The sequence below is a fragment of the Mucilaginibacter sp. genome (assembly GCF_039935595.1).
Lineage (GTDB): Bacteria > Bacteroidota > Bacteroidia > Sphingobacteriales > Sphingobacteriaceae > Mucilaginibacter.
Window position 1 is genome coordinate 1 of the sequence record NZ_JBDTJZ010000129.1, and the last position, 20301, is coordinate 20301.

Annotated in this window: 13 protein-coding genes; 12 read left to right on the forward strand and 1 reads right to left on the reverse strand. The window is 38.7% G+C overall.

The features are described from left to right. The 9 genes from ABI367_RS08715 to ABI367_RS08755 all read left to right on the forward strand — a co-directional run. On the forward strand, window positions 1-841 hold an 841-nt coding region (locus tag ABI367_RS08715), incomplete at its 5' end, for an ABC transporter permease (RefSeq protein WP_462228720.1). A gap of 12 nt (window positions 842-853) precedes the next feature. Continuing rightward, complete coding sequence (locus tag ABI367_RS08720; protein ID WP_462228722.1) at window positions 854-3220, forward strand: ABC transporter permease; 2367 nt, start codon at window positions 854-856, stop codon at window positions 3218-3220. A gap of 20 nt (window positions 3221-3240) precedes the next feature. Further along, window positions 3241-5652, forward strand: coding sequence for an ABC transporter permease (locus ABI367_RS08725; RefSeq protein ID WP_462228724.1), 2412 nt, complete (start codon window positions 3241-3243; stop codon window positions 5650-5652). 2 nt (window positions 5653-5654) lie between these two features. After that, a complete protein-coding gene (locus ABI367_RS08730; protein WP_462228726.1) occupies window positions 5655-6323 on the forward strand; it encodes a family 16 glycoside hydrolase in 669 nt (222 codons plus the stop codon). Window positions 6324-6344: 21 nt separating this feature from the next. Further along, window positions 6345-7022: an ABC transporter ATP-binding protein gene (locus ABI367_RS08735; protein ID WP_462228728.1), complete on the forward strand. Its 678-nt coding sequence runs from the start codon at window positions 6345-6347 to the stop codon at window positions 7020-7022. 2 nt (window positions 7023-7024) lie between these two features. Then, window positions 7025-8341: a TolC family protein gene (locus ABI367_RS08740; protein WP_462228730.1), complete on the forward strand. Its 1317-nt coding sequence runs from the start codon at window positions 7025-7027 to the stop codon at window positions 8339-8341. 373 nt (window positions 8342-8714) lie between these two features. Then, on the forward strand, window positions 8715-9989 hold the full coding sequence (locus tag ABI367_RS08745; RefSeq protein ID WP_462228732.1) for an acetyl-CoA hydrolase/transferase family protein: 1275 nt from the start codon (window positions 8715-8717) through the stop codon (window positions 9987-9989). A 53-nt stretch (window positions 9990-10042) separates the two neighbouring features. Further along, window positions 10043-10123, forward strand: a complete 81-nt coding sequence (locus ABI367_RS08750) for a DUF2256 domain-containing protein (RefSeq protein ID WP_462228744.1) — start codon at window positions 10043-10045, stop codon at window positions 10121-10123. Between the two features lie 358 nt (window positions 10124-10481). Further along, window positions 10482-12974 carry a mechanosensitive ion channel domain-containing protein gene (locus tag ABI367_RS08755; protein WP_462228734.1) on the forward strand — a complete coding sequence of 831 codons (2493 nt, stop codon included), beginning with the start codon at window positions 10482-10484 and terminating at the stop codon, window positions 12972-12974. 130 nt (window positions 12975-13104) lie between these two features. Here ABI367_RS08755 and ABI367_RS08760 read toward each other — a convergent pair whose 3' ends face one another. Then, window positions 13105-14562 carry a sensor histidine kinase gene (locus ABI367_RS08760; protein ID WP_462258068.1) on the reverse strand — a complete coding sequence of 486 codons (1458 nt, stop codon included), beginning with the start codon at window positions 14560-14562 and terminating at the stop codon, window positions 13105-13107. Between the two features lie 484 nt (window positions 14563-15046). Between ABI367_RS08760 and ABI367_RS08765 the strand changes: the two genes are divergently transcribed. From ABI367_RS08765 to ABI367_RS08775, 3 genes are all read left to right on the forward strand, one after another. Next, on the forward strand, window positions 15047-15685 hold the full coding sequence (locus tag ABI367_RS08765; protein ID WP_462258069.1) for an RNA polymerase sigma-70 factor: 639 nt from the start codon (window positions 15047-15049) through the stop codon (window positions 15683-15685). A gap of 55 nt (window positions 15686-15740) precedes the next feature. Further along, entirely contained in the window at window positions 15741-16838 is a 1098-nt protein-coding gene (locus ABI367_RS08770; RefSeq protein ID WP_462228740.1) for a FecR family protein, read from the forward strand. Window positions 16839-17046: 208 nt separating this feature from the next. Beyond that, window positions 17047-20301: SusC/RagA family TonB-linked outer membrane protein (locus tag ABI367_RS08775; RefSeq protein WP_462228742.1), on the forward strand; the 3255-nt coding region annotated here is incomplete at its 3' end.

A 20301-nucleotide genomic window follows, 5' to 3' on the forward strand; every position in this document is an offset into this window, starting at 1 on the left:
GGGCATCAATGTTATCTACGGGCGTGCCTTTTCGCGAAGTAATGCAACAGACATGCGTGATATGGAGGCAGTAATGAAAGGAGTGCCTTATAAGGACCCTAACTATAAAAAGCTTCATGACAGCGAATCAATAATAATGAACGAGGAAGCATTTAAAACGCTGAATGTTAAATATAAAGACAACCTGGTTATAGATAACTCTATCGTTCAGGGAACAGTAATTGGCGTGGTGGCTAATTTTAACGGACTAAGTCTGCACGAAAAAATACCTGCCGTAGTAATTCACTGTGACCCAAAAGCCGAGTTTGGACATTTGTATGTACGCATAGCGCCTGCAAATATTAGCAAAACGTTGGCCTTTATTCAAAAAAAGTGGAATACTTTTTATCCTAATGAAACATTTGAGTTCTCTTTTGTTGATGACAATCTGCAAAAGCTATACACTGCTGACAAACGGGTTGGGCAATTATTTGGCACTTTTGCGGCACTCGCTATAATAATCGCCTGCCTGGGTTTATTCGGATTGATATCTCTTACGGTACAACAAAAAATTAAGGAGATAGGCATACGTAAAGTATTAGGGGCCAGCGTAGCAAATATTGTCGAGCTACTCTCAGCCGATCTTTTAAAGTTGGTTATCATATCAATGCTTATTGCAGCCCCTATAGCCTGGTATATCATGAACAAATGGTTGCAGGATTTTGCTTACCAGATAGATATTCAATGGTGGGTGTTTGCTGCGGCTGCAATTTGGTCGTTAGCCATTGCATTGGTAACCGTCAGCATCCGCTCTGTTAAAGCGGCGCTCGCCAACCCTGTTAAAAGTTTAAGAAGCGAATAAACCTAAACCATCATGATAAAAAACTATATCAAAATAGCCTGGCGCAACTTAACCCGAAATAAGTTTTACAGTATTATAAATATTGGTGGGTTGGCCATTGGCATGACAGTAAGTTTTATGCTGTTACTGTATGTTTATAATGAATTTAGTTTTGATAGATTTAATGTTAACAGCGATCGTTTATACAGGGTTTTAGTAAACCGCGTAAGTAATAGCGATATTAATACCGACACACCTACTCCGGTGCAACTTGCATCAGCTATTGAAAAAGATATTCCCGAAGTAGATAAAACCGCACGTGCCAGTGCAACTTATGATGTGTTGTTTAATTATCAGGATAAGGGCATAAAACTCAAGATGATGGCAGCAGACGAATCCCTGTTGGACATGTTCAGCTTTGATTTTATTTACGGAAATCGCCGGAGCGCGTTTCCTGACATCTCTTCAATTGTGCTAACCCAGTCAGCGGCGAAGACATTATTTGGCAATATTAATCCTTTGGGTAAAATCATAAAATATGACAACAAATATCCTTTAAAGGTAAGCGCCGTTATAAAGGATAACCCACAAAACTCATCATTTAACTTTAAAGTACTTATTTCATGGCAAACATACGCCGTACAACAAAAATGGATAAACACTTCATCATGGGGTAATTACAATTTTGATACTTATGTTATGCTTAAACCAACAGCCTCTCTGGCTGCGGTCAATTTAAAGCTAAAAAATATCATCGCACGTAATGACCCTGACAATAAAGCTAACCAGCCATTTCTATATCCGTTTACCCGTTATCATTTATATGACAAATTTAAAAATGGCGTTAATGCCGGCGGAAGTATTGAATATGTAAAGCTATTTATGTGGCTGGCTATTGGGATATTGCTGATAGCTTGTATAAATTTCATGAACCTGAGTACGGCACGTTCAGAGCGCCGCGCACGCGAGGTAGGTGTTCGTAAAGCAATTGGCGCTCGTCGGTTTGCATTGATATATCAATTTTTGAGCGAATCGGTATTGATGGCATTCATGGCATTTTTACTATCACTGTTATTGATGATTGTATTGTTGCCCGTATTTAATAATATTATTGACCTACAACTGGCACTGCCTTATAAAAATATGGTGGCATGGACCGCCGCTATGGGCGTAACCTTACTAACAGGGTTAATTGCAGGTAGCTATCCGGCTCTTTTTTTATCATCATTTAATCCTGTTAAAGTTTTAAAAGGACAGTTAACTGCCGGAAAGGCAACAATAAGGCCGCGGCACATATTGGTAGTGATGCAATTTACTTTTACTACCTGTCTCATCCTGTCAAGCATTTTTATATACAAACAGATCAGCTATATTAAAGATCGCCCTGTTGGCTATGATCGGAATAATTTGATTGAGCTGCGGGTGGAGGGGGAACTTGAAAAGAACTTTGAAAGTTTTAGGCAAGATGCCATAAATGCCGGAGCTATTATTGATGGGGCAATAACATCTGGTACCATTGTTAATATAAATGGCTCTACCTGGAACGTGAAGTGGCCTAATCAATTACCCGGCGAAGATAAACTACCTATTGACCAAATGGTAGTTACCTATCACTTTATGAGTACTTACGGATTAAAATTGGCGCAAGGCCGGGATTTTGACCTGGCACGCCCCGCGGATAGCAGTGCCATTATTTTAAACGAAGCAGCAGTAAAAATGATGCGTCTTAAAGACCCGTTGGGCCAATTGGTTACCTGGCAAGGCAAACCGCGTACAGTAGTTGGTGTTGTTAAGGATTTTGTATGGGGATCGCCTTATGAACCTGTTAAACCGGCTATAATAGGTTTTATGAAAGATTGGATAGATAATATCGCCTTAAAACTAAACCCTAAACTTCCCGTATCAAAAAGCCTGGTCATATTGCAAACCATCTATAAAAAATACAATCCCAATTATCCTTTTGAGTATAAATTTATTGACGAACGGTTTGGAAATAAATTTAAAACCGAAAAGCTACTCGGTACCATGTCGGTTGGTTTTACTTGCCTAGCTATAGTTGTTTCGTGCCTGGGGTTATTTGGATTGGCCTTATTTAGTGCCGAGCAACGCAAAAAGGAAATTGGCATACGTAAAATATTAGGGGCCAGTATCAGTAGTTTATGGCTTAATATGTCAAAGCAATTTATCGCGCTGGTAATGCTATCGTTTATAATCGGCTCGGCAATAAGCTGGTATAATATTAACCAATGGCTGGGCAAGTACACTTATCATACCTCATTAAGCATATGGGTGTTTGCAATTACCATGCTGGCCAGTATAGTAATATGCTTAATTGCGGTAAGCTTTCAAGCCATTAAAGCCGCAGTTGCTAACCCAGTTAACAGTTTACGAAGTGAATAAAACCTAACCTAAACCTTATCATGATAAAAAATTACATCAAAACAGCTTTCAGGACTTTGGTTAAAAACAAAGGGTTTACCGCTATTAATATTTTAGGCCTGGCCCTGGGGCTGGCAACCTGTTTGCTGATTGTATTTTATGTGGTTGATGAGTTAAGCTATGACCGTTATAACGTAAACGCAGATAGGATATATCGTGTAAATGAAGACTTAAAACTGGGCGATTATAAGGTGCAATACGCAGTTGCCATGCCGCCACTGGCTAAAACATTAATAAATGATTTTCCGGATGTAGAAAATGCGGTAAGGATAAAAAGGGCTGCCATCTCTATTAAAAAGGGAGATGAATATTTACCGGAAAATAATGTTGTATTTGCCGACCCATCTGTATTTGATGTTTTTACATTGCCTTTAATTTATGGCGATAAGGCTACTCTTTTAAAAGATCCCAACACTATTGTCATTTCCGCATCGGCAGCCCTCAAATATTTTAATAAGTTAAACGTAATAGGCCAACAATTAACCATTCCAAATTACGGGAGTCTAAAAATAACCGGTGTAATAAAAGATATACCCAGGCAATCGCATTTTTATGCTGATTTTTTGATGGCGATGATTTCATGGCCGGATAGCCGTACTAACGAATGGCTGCGAAGCGACTATAACACCTACGTGTTAATGCGTAAGGGTGCTGACTATAAAAAATTGGAAGCAAGTTTTCCGCAACTATTAAGAAAGTATAGCGGTCAGGAAATGCAAAAAGCGGTTGGCATGAGCATTGATGATTTTGAAAAAAAAGGCAGTTATTTTAAAATGAGCCTTATGCCATTAACTGACATACACCTGCATTCAAATATGACAGGTGAGCTTGGTGTTAACGGAACAACGCAATACATCTATATATTTTCGGCCATTGCCTTATTTATTTTAATAATAGCGTGTGTTAACTTCATGAACCTCTCTACGGCACGGTCAGCCAGCCGTGCGCGCGAGGTGGGGGTACGTAAAGTGTTGGGGTCGCCACGCAAATATTTAATAGCCCAATTTTTAATGGAATCTGTATTGGTTACGTTTGCCGCAACGCTTATAGCCGTTATAGCCGCTGTTTTAATATTGCCTGCATTTAATAATCTGTCTGATAAAAATATAGTTATTGATACACCTACATTAAGCTGGCTGGTGCCTGCTTTATTGATAGAAATACTGGTTGTTGGTTTCCTGGCGGGAGCATACCCTGCCTTATTTTTATCAGCCTTTAAACCGGTTAATGTGCTTAAGGGTAAGTTGACGGGCGGATTTAAAGGTGGCGGTTTGCGCAGTTTTTTGGTTGTTTTCCAGTTTGCTGTATCTATATTTTTGATTATCGGCACTTTGGTTATATACACCCAGTTAAAATATATGCAAAGTCGCGACGTAGGTTATAACCGCGATCAGGTTTTGGTAATACAAAACGCATGGGAGCTGAATAACCGTGCCAAAATATTTAAACAGGAAATACAGCAATTACCCGGTGTGGTAAATGCTACTTTAACAGGTTTTTTGCCAACATCGGCAAACAGAAATACATCTGTTTTTTTTAAAGATGCTACTAAAGATCCCAAAAAATCCATATTCCCACAAGCATGGCACGTTGATAATGACTATATAAAAACATTAGGTATGACAATAGTAAAGGGCCGCGCTTTTTCGGCCCAGATGCCTACCGATTCAAACGCGCTGGTAATTAATGAAACCGCCGCTAAGTTTTTAGCCTTTACTGATCCTATAAATAAAACGCTGTACAAACAGGATGGTAATACCATGAAGCCCTTTACAATAATAGGTGTAGTAAAAGACTTTAATTTTACTTCGCTACGTCAAAATATTACTCCGGTGGTAATGCAATTAGATTATGACAACGGAAATCTGGCCATTCGTGTGCAAACCGCTAACCTTCCTAACCTGCTTAGCCAAATTGAAAATAAATGGAAAGCCATCGCTCCATCGGCACAGTTTAAATATTCATTTATGGATGCCGACTTTGAAGCTGCTTACCGCACCGAGCAACGCATGGGGCAACTGTTTATCATATTTACCTCATTAGCTATTATAATTGCCTGCCTGGGCTTATTTGGCCTGGCCGCTTACGCCGCCGAGCAGCGCAACAAAGAAATAGGTATCCGCAAAGTATTAGGCGCAAGCGTGGCTAATATAGTAACCATGCTATCCGCCGATTTTATAAAGCTGGTTTTCATAGCTATGCTGATAGCCCTGCCTGTAGCCTGGTATATGATGCACCAATGGCTGCAAAACTTTGCCTACCGGGTAGGTATCCATTGGTGGATATTAGCCATAGCGGGTATAATCGCATTGTCTATAGCTTTTATTACGGTGAGTTTTCAATCAATAAAGGCCGCGCTTACTAATCCCGTTAAAAGTTTAAAAAGCGAGTGATTATGAAAAAAAATAAATATATCATCATAATACTAACGGTGCTTTTGGCCGGCCAAAGCGCTTTGGCCCAACATAGTATAAATTATGATCTATCAAAAATACTATCAGCCAAAGGCTTTAGTACAACCAATCGCAAGGTAAGTGAACTACCAAATCATGAAAAAAATGGTGTCATGCTTTCTGCTGATGCGGGCGAGGGTGTTGCCTGGCTAAATGGTGTAACTTTTACAAACGGTATTATTGAATTGGATATGCGGGGAAAGAATGTTGAGCAACAAAGCTTTTTGGGCATAGCTTTTCATGGTCTTACTGATACCAAAACGTTCGATGTGGTTTACTTCCGCCCTTTTAACTTCCCGGCGGCCGACTCAGTTAAACGTAGCCACTCCATACAGTATGCTTCGCATCCTGAATATCCGTGGCAGGTACTGCGCCAAAAATTTAACGGCCAATATGAAAGGGATATAAAACCATCACCCAATCCGGGCGAATGGTTCCATGTTCGTATAGAAATAAATTCTCCACAAATAAAAATATTTGTAAACGGCAATGCCACACCAAGCCTTGTTGTTAAAAAGCTCAATGATCATAAAAGCGGGTTGTTGGGTTTATGGGCAGGTAATAATTCTGACGGGCAATTCGCCAATTTGAAGGTAACTTATCTTAAATAAATATTATAAATCAACAACCATATGCTATCATTAAAAAACATCTCCAAATATTATAACAATGGCGGCAACAAAGCTGCCGTACTTCAAAATATCAGCCTTGATATTAACGAGGGTGAATTTGTATCCATCATGGGCCCGTCGGGTTCGGGTAAATCAACTTTGTTGAATATTATAGGCATGCTGGATGAGCCAACCGAAGGGTACTATTATTTTATGGACCAGATAGTGCATCAGCTTAAAGAGAAACAGCGTTCGGCCCTGTACAAGCAATACATTGGTTTTGTATTTCAAGCGTATCATTTAATTGATGAGCTTACCGTATATGAAAACATTGAAACACCGTTGATATACCAAAATGTAAGCTCAAGCGAGCGTAAAGCCTTAGTAGCCGATGCGCTGGACCGTTTTCAAATTGTAGGTAAAAAAGATCTGTTTCCGGCGCAATTATCCGGCGGGCAACAGCAATTGGTGGGTATAGCGCGGGCGCTTATAGCAAAACCGAAACTATTATTGGCTGATGAGCCTACCGGCAACCTTAACTCAAAACAAGGCGAAGAGATCATGGAACTGTTTCGCAAGCTAAATAAGGAAGATGGCGTAACTATTATCCAGGTAACGCATAGCGAAAAAAATGCCGCCTACGGTTCAAGGATCATTAATTTATTGGATGGCAAGGTTGATTCCTCGCATAATATTTAGTTATGTTGTTACGTAAAAAAATAATGCTGGTTTGGTTAATGGTTATTACAGGTATAGCTAACGCGCAGCAAACCACCTATACTTTGCCCCAGTGTGTTGATATAGCCATAAAAAATAACCTTAGTGTTAGCAAAGCCGATCTGCAAGCACAAATTGCTCAGATCAGTTTGCAGCAATCGCGTGAAAATTTATTGCCTAATTTTTCAGGCAGTGTATCTCATACCATAAACAGCGGGCGCAGTGTTGACCCCACATCCTACACATATGTTAACCAGCAAATTACAACGGCTAATTATGGCTTAAGCGGCGGTTTGGTGTTATTTAACGGACTGTCTATGCAAAATAGCATTAAGCAGGCATCATTGGCCTATCAGGCCGGTAAAATGGATCTTCAGCAGGTAAAAGAAATGGTTACGCTAAATGTTATCAATGCTTACTTGCAGGTTTTAAATAGCGAAGACCAACTGGTGCAGGCCAATAACCAGTTAGTAGTATCACAAAAACAAGTTGAACGGTTGGATATATTAGATAAAGCCGGTGCCGCCAAACCATCAGATGTTTATGATATTAAAGGCAGATTGGCTACTGACCAACTCTCGCTTATTAATGCAAAAAACAACTTAAATCAGGCTAAGCTTGTGTTGTTGCAAATTATGAACGTACCCTTTGATAAAGACATTAATGTTGAACGATTTGATTCGACAGACTTACAAATCTATACTACTACCCCGGATGCAATTTACAATACCGCCCTGCATGATATTGCCATGGTAAAAGCAGCAACACTACGCCGCGAAAGTGCCGAAAAGGGAGTAAGGGTAGCAAAAGGGGGGCTTTTTCCATCGTTGTCGTTGTCCGGAGGTTTAAATACCAATTATTCAAGCGGGTCTGAACCTATAAGTTATACCAGCCAGTTTAGAAACAACTATGCAACCTATTTGAGTTTAGGGTTACGCATCCCGATATTCAGCGCTTTTCAAAGTCGAAACCGAATATCCTTAGCTAAAATAAATTTGCTTGATGCCGAATTTACCGAGCAAAGCACACAAATTCAGTTGAAGCAAAATATTGAGCAAGCTTATTTAAATACAATGGCTGCTTTTGACAGTTACCAGATATTAGTTGAGCAGGTAAAAGCCTTTACCGGTTCATTCAACGCGGTCGAAGCAAAATTTAATGCCGGAGTAATTACTTCGGTGGATTTTGTTTTAACTAAGAATAACCTTGATCAAGCCAACAGCGCTTTGATAAGCGCCCGATATGATTATTTGGTTCGCGTTAAAGTATTAGATTATTACCAAGGGAAGCTATCTTTGTAGTTTAAATGAATTAATTGCTTTATTCAAATTCATTATTATCTAAAAAATGATTAATGTTTGTAAAGAACACTTTACTATTTTAAGAGTCGAATAAACAAATCGCTTCAGAAATTAAATCTGCTTATGTATTACATTTAATTAAAGATTTATTTTCTACAATAAACGCAAGAAGAACTAATGATTTTTAGTTGATTATGCACCGGAATTTGAAAGAAAAGATGAACTTATTATTACGTTAGAAAATACGGCTGAATTAAATAAGTGATAGCTGTCACAAATAGTCTTTTTATTGTGAAGTTGCTTTCAGACTGCGTATGTTCGTGCTAATAATTGGGTTTGGTCAAAAAATTTAAATAGCTAATTTAAAAGTGGTGTGCATATAAACTATATTACAGCTGAACAGGCTGTTAAAATAATCAAATCCGGCGATAGGGTATTCATTCACGGTAGTGCTGCTACACCTATCCATTTACTTAAAGCTTTGCAGGTCCGTCATCAGGATGTTAAGCAAGTAGAACTGGTAAGTATTACCACACTTGGAGATGTAGATTTTGACAATCCCCAATACAGTAAAAGCTTTTACGTAAATTCCTTATTTGTTTCTGCAGCTACCCGTAAGGTTGCCAATAGCCTGGATGGCGATTATGTCCCAATTTTTTTAAGCCAAATACCGCAATTGTTTAAAAGTGCTAACTGGACTATTAACGTGGCAATGATCCATGTTTCGCCGCCGGATGAGCATGGTTATTGTTCTTTAGGCACATCGGTAGATATTGCCCGTGCAGCTGTTGATGTTGCACAATATATTATTGCGCAGGTAAACCCAAAAATGCCTCGCACCCATGGCGATGGGTTTATCCATGTCAGTAAAATTAATGCGATGATTTGGCATGAAGCTGATTTGCCGGAGTTAAACTATGCGGATGGGGGCAGTAAAGCGATAACCGACATCGCTGTTAACGTAGCTTCTCTTATTGAAGATGGTGCAACCCTGCAAATGGGCATTGGAAGCATACCCGACCTGGTACTTAAAAATTTAGCACACCATAAAAATTTGGGTATCCATACCGAAATGCTTTCTGATGGGGTAATCCCGCTTATTGAAAGTGGAGTAATTAACAATAGTGAAAAGAAACTAAATATTGGCCGGTCCGTTACAGCCTTTATGGCCGGAACGCGCCGATTATATGATTTTGTAGATGATAACCCGGCAATACGTGTAATGGATATCAGCTATGTTAATGATACCAGTATAATTAGACAAAATCCTAAAGTTATTGCTATTAACAGTGGAATTGAAATTGACCTGACCGGGCAGGTTTGTGCCGACTCTATTGGTACTTATCAATATTCGGGTATTGGCGGGCAAATGGATTTTATGCGTGGAGCCTCGCTATCTGTTGGCGGTAAAGCTATTATAGCCCTCCCGTCTGTTACATCAAAAGGTGTATCGCGTATAGTGCCTTTCTTAAACCAAGGCGCAGGCGTAGTAACTACACGTGGCCATGTGCAATGGATTGTAACGGAGTATGGTATCACCAATTTATTTGGTAAAAGCCTTAAACAGCGCGCAAAGGAATTGATAAAACTGGCGCATCCAGATCACCGCGAAGCACTAGACGCGGCCTACTATGAACGCTTTCATTAATTTGTTTTACGGTTTGGTCGAAATTTTTTTAGATGAATTGGAGAGGCATATAAATGAAGGGTGTAAAAAAGCAAAACCTACCTTCTAAAGTTTGCGTTGTATGCTATAGGCCTTTTACATGGCCTAAAAAGTAGGAGAAAAATTAGAATGAGGTAAAATATTGCAGTTACAGATGCGCAAAAAAATAAGCGATCTTATTTCTAAAATATTTGAATCGTAAATATTCTTTATCATCTTTTAATATCACCCAAATCCAATAATTTTCAAATTATTGTTTACAATTAATTGGTAATCAATGTTTAGTTGCTTTTTGTATCGAAAAATAGGTAATTAATAAAAAGCATTACTGACTGAAAATTTGATTTTTGATTTTGGGTATTTTACTAAACATAATTAATAATATTACAACATAAACAATCCGGTGTGTAAACGGTTTGTAAATTCAGTAATTTAAACTTGATTATGAAACTTATGATGTGTAAACCAATAATCATGTTGCGGCAGTTACTTTTGGCATTAGTACTCATTTTTATAACAACGGCATGCTTTGCCCAAGTTAAAAAGAAACAGCACCGCACACTACGCGACTCGCTGCGCGAACGCGTATTGAAACGCGATTCAGTTATCAGGTCATTCCGGCATTCGGATGCCTCTGTAAATATTCTTGCCGGAAAAATTGAAGATTATGCATCAATATACGTAGAAACCAACGCCGATTTAGCCCGTGGTTTTGATACAACAGAAATTAGTGAACAACTGCCGGTGTTGGAAAAGCAGATGGAACGCACGAGAAAAGCTGTTAATAATCGCGTTACCTTAAGTTACCTGGTTTCTATCCGTGGTGTAATAGATCATCTAAAAAAACAGTTAAATACATGGGAAGATCAGTTAACAGACTATAACAATCAACTTGATAAAATTAGTGACGAGATTGTTGAGTTTAAAAAAGATTCAATTTTGCGATCATCGCCCCTGGACAGCAATTTAAAAGTAAAGTATAAATTACAGGTACAAAGCCTGGACCGGCAGTGGGACGATTTAAATTTGAAAGCAGGAAAGGCCATCATAAATATTGGCTTACTGGAAAATCGGGTTTCTTCTTTAACTATCCTGCTAATAGATATTGACGAGAGTATTGACTTGAGGGTGCATGAGTTTACACTTAAAGCCTTGACTAACGAAGCCGGTTATATTTGGGATTTGAAACCGGGGTATACTACTTCTGTCGATACAGCATTGGCAAAAAGTTTCTTACTCGATTATCGCCTCTACAGGTTTTTTATTCTTAGTAAAGCTAACTATTTTGGTCATACTATCTGTATCCTGGTATTTGTGCTTTTTATAGGATGGGTTTTGGCCAGCAAACGAAAAATTGCCAGATCGGGCAATTTGCATCATCACATTAGTTCACAAATCAGCTATCTATTTAAACACCCTTTCCTCTCTGCAGTTCTTCTCGTTGCCGTACTCGCACCATATTTTTACGACCATGCTGCACAAATATTTTCGGATACAATGGTTTTGGTGTTGATGGCTGCAGCAGGGCCATTAATAAAAGATAGCTGGCCTGCGCCTGTATACAAATTTTGGCTGGTTCTTTTTGTTTTGGCCATTTTGAGTACTTTAAGCAGTTTGCTTATTTTGAATACGGTGCCTGACCGCATTCTGTTAATTATAATATCGGCGTTCACTATATTTCAATCTATCCGGTTTTTAAAGGAAATCAAAGCCGGCAACGAGAGTTTACCAAAGCATTCAAGGCTTGCAGTACAGTTGTTTATTGCTTTACATGCCTTGGCTGTTATCCTGCACATTACCGGCAGATTTAGTTTAGCTAAATTAATCGGTATTAGCGCAACGCTTAATATTTGCCTGGCAATGGGCATTTACCTGGTGGTACAAATATTAATGGAAAGCTTGTTTTTACAGTTAGAAGCAAATAAAACTTCAGACAGTCAAACGTTTGTGTCGTTTGTTGACTTCAAGATCGTGCAAACCAAATTTAAAGAAGTATTAATTAAGCTATCGGTAATATTATGGTTGTTGGCGCTGGCTAAGAACCTAACTATCGATGATTATTTATACGATAGCGCAAACGATTTTTTAAACCATCCATATCAATTTAGCAGCACTGCATTCACTTTCCGAAGCGTTTTAATATTTATCATAGTAATTTGGGTTTCGGGCTTATTGGCACGGGTAATTAGTTACTTTTACGATTTTGCGGGGCAGCAAACAAAACTTACTGCTAAGGATAAGAAAACACGTTCGTCTATTCTCCTTATCAGGCTTGCTGTGTTTGTGGTTGGTTTTTTTACTGCGGTTACAGCTGCAGGCATTCCTATGGACCGAGTTACAATTATTATTGGCGCCTTAGGAGTAGGTATTGGTTTTGGCTTACAAAATATTGTAAACAACTTGGTATCGGGTATTATCCTTGCATTTGAAAAGCCGGTACAAGTTGGCGATATTATTGAAGTGAGTGGAATATCCGGCACAATCAAGGAAATTGGCATCCGATCAAGCAAAATTGAATGTGGAAACGGATCAGAACTGATTGTACCCAACGGAGACCTGATATCTCAACATGTAGTTAACTGGACGCTTTCAAATAATAACCGAAGGGTTGAACTTATTATAAGAATTGCATATGGCTCGGATGTTGTAAAAACTGAGGAATTACTGGCGTCGATTGTTAATGGGCATAAGGATATCATGAAATCGCCCCCACCGGCTATCTTTCTAAATAATTTTAGTGACACCGCAATTGAGTTTCGGGTATGGTTCTGGGCAGAAGAGATCAGCCGCTGGCTGCAATTAAAAAGCGGGGTTATGCGCGAAATTTATATTGCCCTTGATGAGGCAGGAATTGAATTGGCACAGTCACAAAAAGAAATACAGATCATGTTACCCGAAAACATTTCTAAGAACGACGAGCTTTCCAGCCCGCCGGATAAAAAAAGCAGCGAAGAAAAAGGTAAATAATTTTTTGGATAAATCCGAAAAATGATGGGTGGGGGAGATGATAGGCTGCCCACCGTGAGTGCAGAATTATATTATATATAACCTTAATATAGGATGTTTTCCTTCTTTTCTAAAGCAGCCCAAATTAAATTCAATTTGGCAATGGCGCCACAGGTAACGGAGTTAAGGGTAAACTGAAGAAAAAACTGCTGCCTTTTCCTGGGGCACTCTCAATCGAAAAAGTACCCTGATGCTTTTTGACAATCTCCGAGGCAATATACAAGCCAAGACCCACGCCTTGATAATTCATTGCTGTTTTGCTTACCCTGTAAAACCGCTGAAACAACTGATCAATATCTGCTGCGGCAATACCAATTCCAAAATCCTGTACCTGAACTATAATATTGTTAGAATCAATTTTAGCCTTAACAATCACCTGGTTAGCGTCCGGTGAATATTTAATGGCATTGTTTAAGAGGTTGATAAGCACCTGTTCAATTCGGAACTGGTCGCCGGTATATATCAAGTCTATAGTGTTTTCCAGTAAAATATTGTGTTTATGCGAGATCAGTTGAACGCTGGTAATGGCATTGGTCAATGCGTCCGAAAAGTGAAATGCGGTAATATTCAGGTCTATCTGGCCTGAATTGATCTTGGTCACATCTAACAAGTCTTCAATCAGTTTTTCCAGTCGTTTGATACTGTTATTCGCATTAATTATAAATGGATAGATGTTGTCAGCCTTGTTTGTCTTTAGCTCCAACAACTGATTAATGGCCTTAATGTTGGTTAAAGGCGTTTTAAATTCATGGCTAACCATGTTAAAGAATTCATCTTTTTTCGCCTCTGCTACGGCCCGTCTTTCTTTTTCCTGCTTTTGCACCAATACTTCCCTGTTAGCAATAATTAGTTCGGCAGCGCGCTTCCCTCTTTCCTCGTCCTGAAAATCCAGTTCTTTTAGCGCGATGATCAATTCTTCGGCTCTTTTTTCTTTTTCTCCGTCCTGATAGTCCAGTTCGATATTGGCGATGATTAACTCAGCGGCGCGTTTCACTTTTTCCTGATTTTCAAAGACCAGTTTTTTATTAGCAATTACCAGTTCATTTGCTCTTTTTTCTTTTTCTTCATTCTGATAAAGTAACTCTTGGTTAGCAATACGCAATTCAGCCGCACGCTTTTCCTTTTCCTGGTTTTGAAAGACCAACTCTTTATTGGCGAGAATTAATTCGGCGGCCCGTTTTTCCTTTTCCTGGTTTTGAAAGATCAATTCGGTGTTGGCTAAAATGAGTTCTGCCGCCCGTTTTTCACGTTCGCGGTTTTGTACATCCAATTGCGTATAGGCAATCACTAGTTCTGCTGCGCGCTTTTCTTTTTCGGAGTTTTGAAAAATCAGCTCTTTGTTAGCTAAAATGAGTTCTGCTGCCCGCTTCCCTTTTTCTTCATTTTGAAAATCGAGTTCCTTGTTGGCAATGATTAGTTCGGCGGCGCGCTTTAATTTTTCCTCGTTTTGTAAATCGAGTTCAATATTAGCGAGGATCAATTTTGCTTCAAACTTTGCTTTTTCCTGGTTAGCAATAATTAGTTGCGCTGTTAAGCTTTTGGTATCCATAAGGGTTGCCACGGCAACTGATGATTAGTAATGATGAATTTAAAAGAACGGGTTATGCAATAGTACACATTATAAGGAACCGATGATTGTTTTGTTAGAAAATATTTTTTCTAAGTTCCGTATCAATGAATAGAATAAATTATTGATGTCCAGTTATTTATTATTAATATTTTTAGGGGTCATTAACTTTTTTAGTTTTTTTAAGCATTTATTAGACCTCTGTATTTCCCGCTATTTTTATATTGGTAATTTTTAGTTCGGAATAGTATGATTAGTTTTATTTTCGAAATCTATAGTAAATTAATGGTCTATGGATCACCCACTGAATCATAGATATATGTGTAAAAGTGTTGGCTATATGAGGCCCTCAATTATAATATGAATAAAAAACAATAAAAAATAATAAAAAGTAAGTATGAAGATATATATTTGATTTTTAAGAAATACCAATTATAACTGCACCCCCGTGCTTATTTTTAAAATTTTGGATAATAAAAAGGACCATATTTTGTCGCTTTGGCAACAGGTATGTTTTAACGATGACGTTAAAGCATTTGAGTCGTTTTATTATTTGCTGTATAACGCGTTGGTAAAATTTAGTATGATGTATATTCATCAAAAGGAGGAGGCAGAAGAGATAGTAACTGAAGTTTTTGTAAAAAGTTGGATTAACCGCGGTAACATGCAACACATACAGCGTCCTGATACTTATTTTTTTGTAGCCGTAAAAAACCAATCGCTAAATTACCTTAAAAAATATTCTTCCATTCATGTTGTGCCGGTTGAAGATTCGGGCGAAGCAAATTTAATTGACACTGCTAATCCGCATATTCAACTTGAAAAGAAGGAGTTGCATTTTTACCTGGATCAATCCATAAACGCCCTCCCACAGCAATGCCGCATTATTTTCAAACTAATAAAAGAAGATGGCTTGAAATATAAAGAAGTGGCAGAAATTTTAAATATATCGCCGCGTACCGTACAAACCCAATTGTGCAGGGCAATGCAAAAGCTTAGCGTTTCGTTAGCGGGTTATTCTGTGCGTTCTTCAATTGGCAACGATTCGTTATTGAACATTTTGATGTTGCTGGCCTTTGCGAAAATATTTTTTTTAGCCTTGTAGGCAATTCTCCTTTTTTTATTGTCCTTAACTTAAACCAATAGTATTCTTTTTTAATATGGTAGAACCACGCTTTGTTGAGTTGCTCACAAAGGAGTTGACAGAAGGGCTAACTTCCGCTGAAACGCAGGAGCTTGACCTATTATTGCAACAAAACCCTCTTTATAAAACCCAAAGCGCAGTAATAAGAGAATATTGGAACAGCGACAGATCAGCATATAAAGCAAGCGAGGCAAATTTTAAAAAAGTAATGGATGCCATCCGCGCGGCCGAGCAACCTGTTGATACTGATGATGCCGCAGAATCTGATACCGAACAGGGCCGGTTTAAGTTATGGCCCATACTAAGATATGTGGCTGCAATTTTGGTTTTGGCCACAACCTTATATTTGTGGTACTTATCTTCTGATAAAACGGTACTTGCATCAAACTGGCAAACTAAAACTACTGCACCCAGGGTCAAAGAGCGGTTGGTTTTACCAGACGGTACAACTGTTACACTTAACTCGGGTACCACTTTCAAATTTCCGCTTTCCTTTGGCGATAAAAACAGGGAAGTATATTTAAACGGCGAAGCTTTTTTTGAAGTACATAAAGACCGCGAACATCCATTTATTATTCACACAAAAAAAATGAATGTACGGGTACTTGGTACTGTTTTTAACATAAAGTCGTATGATAACGAGTCGCAAAGCGAAACTTCGCTTATTCATGGCTCAATAGAGGTAACACTTAATGATCGTGTTTCAGATCGCATTATACTTAAGCCACGCGAAAAGTTAATAATACAAAACAATTTACCAGTACAAAACCAAACCAATATACCAATCAACAGCAAGAAATTAAACGCTGCTGTTAGAGAGCCCCTATACTCTCTTACCAATTTAACCTACTCCCCTAAAATTGACAGTGCCGCTGTAGAAACCTTATGGCTAAAAAACAAACTGGTGTTTAGAAACGAAGATTTTGAATCAATAGCAACCGACATGGAGCGCTGGTACGGAATACAGATAGTTTTTGAGCACGAAGCGTTAAAAAAGCTGAGGTTTACAGCAATGTTTGAACGAGAAACCCCTACAGAAGCGCTTGAGTCTTTGCGCTTTACAGAGGATTTTCATTTTAAAAAGAAAGGTTTAATTTTTTACATTTCAAAATAAAATGCCTATGATATAAAAAGAGACTTAAAAAAAAACGGGACAACCTAATGGTTAATCCCGCTAATAAGATGACCATATTATATGTAACAGCAGATGTTGTTGGAACGGCTACCTGTTGTTATTCACCTTAATTTTTAAAGTTATGAAAATTTTTATGCACTCGTCTAGGGTGTTAGATAAATATTACCTTTTTAAGCGTCTGTTAATCATGAAGCTGACCCTATTTTTTATACTGATTTTTAATATTGGTGCATTTGCAGATGTTTATTCGCAAACTAAGATCTCCCTTGATTTTAAGAATACTAATCTAAGTAAAGTGCTTTCAACGATTGAACATGAAAGCAGTTATCATTTCGCCTATAGCAATGGAAATACGCCTGCCGATAAAAAGGTGTCAATTTTTGCTGATAATGAGAGCATTACAGATGTTCTCGATAAAATATTAGATGGTTTAAATTTAGGTTATAAAGTAATGGATAATAACCTGATAGTAATTGCACCATTAAATAAACTAGCAGATTACACGGCAAATGAACAAGCAGCGGCTATTAAAATATCCGGCTTAGTTACTGACGAAGGCACGGGTGAAACTTTAATTGGTGCAACCGTCAGAGTAAAGGGTACGAGTATTGCAACTGTTGTTGACATTTCCGGTAAGTTTACCGTAGATGTGCCTAACAATAATGCTGTGCTTATAGTATCATATTTAGGCTATACTACCCAGGAAATTCAAGTAGGAACCAAAACTGTATTGGATATTAAATTATCAAAAGTAACCAGTAACTTAGACGAAGTTGTAGTTACCGGTTTTGGTTTAACCCAAAAGAAGGCTACACTTTCCGGCGCAATTACACAACTTAGCGGCGAAGATCTTGCACACTCCAAAGCAACTTCAGCTTCAGGTGCATTGGTAGGTAAAGTGGCGGGTATTAACTTTAGGCAAACTACCGGCCAGCCGGGTGCTACACCAACAATTCGTATACGTAATTTTGGTGCCGACCCCCTTATTATTATTGATGGTGTAAGACGCGATATGGATGCCTTTAACTCCCTGGACTATAATGATATTGAATCATTAAACGTTTTAAAAGACGGTTCGGCTGCTATTTACGGTTTCAATGCAGAAAACGGTGTAATAGTTGTAACAACTAAAAAAGGTAAACGCGGCCAAAAACCAACTATTAGTTTTGATACCTATTATGGTACGCAAACTGTTACCAATTTTAATAAGCCCGGCGATATAAAAAGTTATGTTAAAGGTATTGTACAATCCGAAACTTACGGTGATGGTAAAGTAAGTTCTGCCACTAGAACTATAACCCCGGACATCTATAACCACGTCATGAATGGCGACCCGGGTTATACGGGATTTGATTGGTATAAATATATATATAAGAGTGCACCACAATACCAGGCAAAGCTTTCTGTTTCAGGCGGAACAGACAACTCAGACTATTATATTAGCGCAACTACCTTACAACAAGACGTAGGCTTGCGTGACTTTGGTGATGGTTTTAAGCGTCAAAATATTCAGGCTAATTTTAATACTAATATTAGCAAGCGTCTTAGATTTGGTATGCAAATGAACGGATACTGGTCAAAAACATCAACTACCAATGTTCCGGGCGATGAATTTACCTGGCAGTCTGATGCAGCATACAAAAACGTGCCAATCTTACCGGGACCAGGGGTGCCGTATACTAATCCAATCTCGGGGCCGTATGCTAATGGTAACTCTTTGTACCCTCAAAATACTTCTCCTACCGATTGGACATATAGCTATGGTTTAGTAAACCCTTTGACATCAGGAGTAGTATCAACTACCAGGAGAAATATTCAAATAGCCGGTAATTTAGAGTTAGACATTTTACCCGGCCTTAAGGCACGTGTGCTGGCCAGCTACTCATTTCTGAATAATCAGTTTGATTCGCGCAGTCTGTCAAATCCAACGTATTCATATGATGCTGTAAATGGCTATGTTGCAGATTCATTTTCTCTTCCCGCACGGAGTATTGATCACAATTGGCAAAATACTGACAAAACTTCAACACAATTTCAGTTGGAGTATAAAAAGTCTATAGGCAAACACAATTTCAGCGCAACTGCCAGTGAAGAGTACACGCTGAGTTATGCGCCACGTATAAGGGTTGTGGGTGCGCCTCCCGCTAATAATATTGGCTACCTGCCAAATTATACCTATGGTAACACTATAGAAGATGACCCCAGTGTATATCAACCAAGCCAGGGTTATATAGCAAGAGTAACTTATGACTACGCAGGAAAATACATTGTTGAGGGTGCTGGACGTTATGATGGTTCATCTGACTATACCCCTGAGAAAAGATGGGGATTCTTCCCGACTACGTCAGTAGCCTACCGTATCTCTCAGGAAGATTTCTGGAAAAAAACCCCGATCCTAAGCATCTTTAACGATTTTAAGATTAGGGCATCATATGGTATTTTAGGAGGTGCCAGCAATGGAAATACCTATTTGACGGGTTATTCTTATTCTCAAGGCTCATCAGTACTGAACAATACTATTGTTACCGGTACACAGGTAAATCCACCTCCATCTTATCTAACCTGGGTACGTACCTATTCAAGTGATGTTGGTATTGATATGAGCGTGTTAAAAAGCCGCTTAAGTATTACTTTAGATTATTTTAACCGTACCCGTACAGGTATTCCTGCTTCTTCAGGTGCAATATTACCTGACGTAGTAGGTTTTAGCGCAGGGCAGGCAAACCTAAACACAGATAAAAACCGCGGTGTTGATGGTAACTTTGCATGGCGGGACCGTATAGGCGAGGTAAGTTATGGCATAAACGGTAACTTTAGCTATGGCAGAAGTATAACAGGTTTCCGTTACAACCAACTTTTCAACAGTGATTTCGCCAGGTTTCGTGGACTACAGTCAACCAATCTGAGTAGTCTTAGCGGAACGGCCTATGGTGTAGACAGATTAAATGGCGGGCCATTTCAATACCAGGTTGTTGGACAATTTCAAAACTGGGACCAAATACAGCATTACCCAATTGACCAGGATGGTCATGGTAACAGAGACGTGAGACCCGGCGATTTTATGTACAAAGATGTAAATGGCGATGGTTTTATAAATTATCTTGACCAAACCAGGGAGACTTACCAGGTAAATGGCGGGCAACCAATATTAAGCTTTGGTTTTGGTTTTAATGTAAATTATAAAGGGTTCGACTTCAGGGCTGATTTTACAGGTGGTTCAATGTTTACGTTTGAACAGTCAGGGGGCAGCTATATGCGCGAGTGGTTGCCAAATCAAAATACATCACAGTATCTATTTGATAACTCAAGCTACTATAGTAACCCATTTGACAGAAACAGCACTATTATAGTTGGTAAGTTCCCTTTGCTTATACAAGGTAATGCTGCGCCGAATACGGTTTTTTCAAGCACAGGATGGCAAACCAATGTAACCTATGTTAGG

What these genes read in the sequence shown, in the direction of transcription:
- ABI367_RS08720 (WP_462228722.1), top strand. Translation starts at nt 854, where the DNA reads ATGATAAAAAACTATATCAAAATAGCCTGGCGCAACTTAACCCGAAAT.
- ABI367_RS08725 (WP_462228724.1), top strand. Translation starts at nt 3,241, where the DNA reads ATGATAAAAAATTACATCAAAACAGCTTTCAGGACTTTGGTTAAAAAC.
- ABI367_RS08730 (WP_462228726.1), top strand. Translation starts at nt 5,655, where the DNA reads ATGAAAAAAAATAAATATATCATCATAATACTAACGGTGCTTTTGGCC.
- ABI367_RS08735 (WP_462228728.1), top strand. Translation starts at nt 6,345, where the DNA reads ATGCTATCATTAAAAAACATCTCCAAATATTATAACAATGGCGGCAAC.
- ABI367_RS08740 (WP_462228730.1), top strand. Translation starts at nt 7,025, where the DNA reads ATGTTGTTACGTAAAAAAATAATGCTGGTTTGGTTAATGGTTATTACA.
- ABI367_RS08750 (WP_462228744.1), top strand. Translation starts at nt 10,043, where the DNA reads ATGAAGGGTGTAAAAAAGCAAAACCTACCTTCTAAAGTTTGCGTTGTA.
- ABI367_RS08755 (WP_462228734.1), top strand. Translation starts at nt 10,482, where the DNA reads ATGTTGCGGCAGTTACTTTTGGCATTAGTACTCATTTTTATAACAACG.
- ABI367_RS08760 (WP_462258068.1), bottom strand. Translation starts at nt 14,562, where the DNA reads ATGGATACCAAAAGCTTAACAGCGCAACTAATTATTGCTAACCAGGAA.
- ABI367_RS08770 (WP_462228740.1), top strand. Translation starts at nt 15,741, where the DNA reads ATGGTAGAACCACGCTTTGTTGAGTTGCTCACAAAGGAGTTGACAGAA.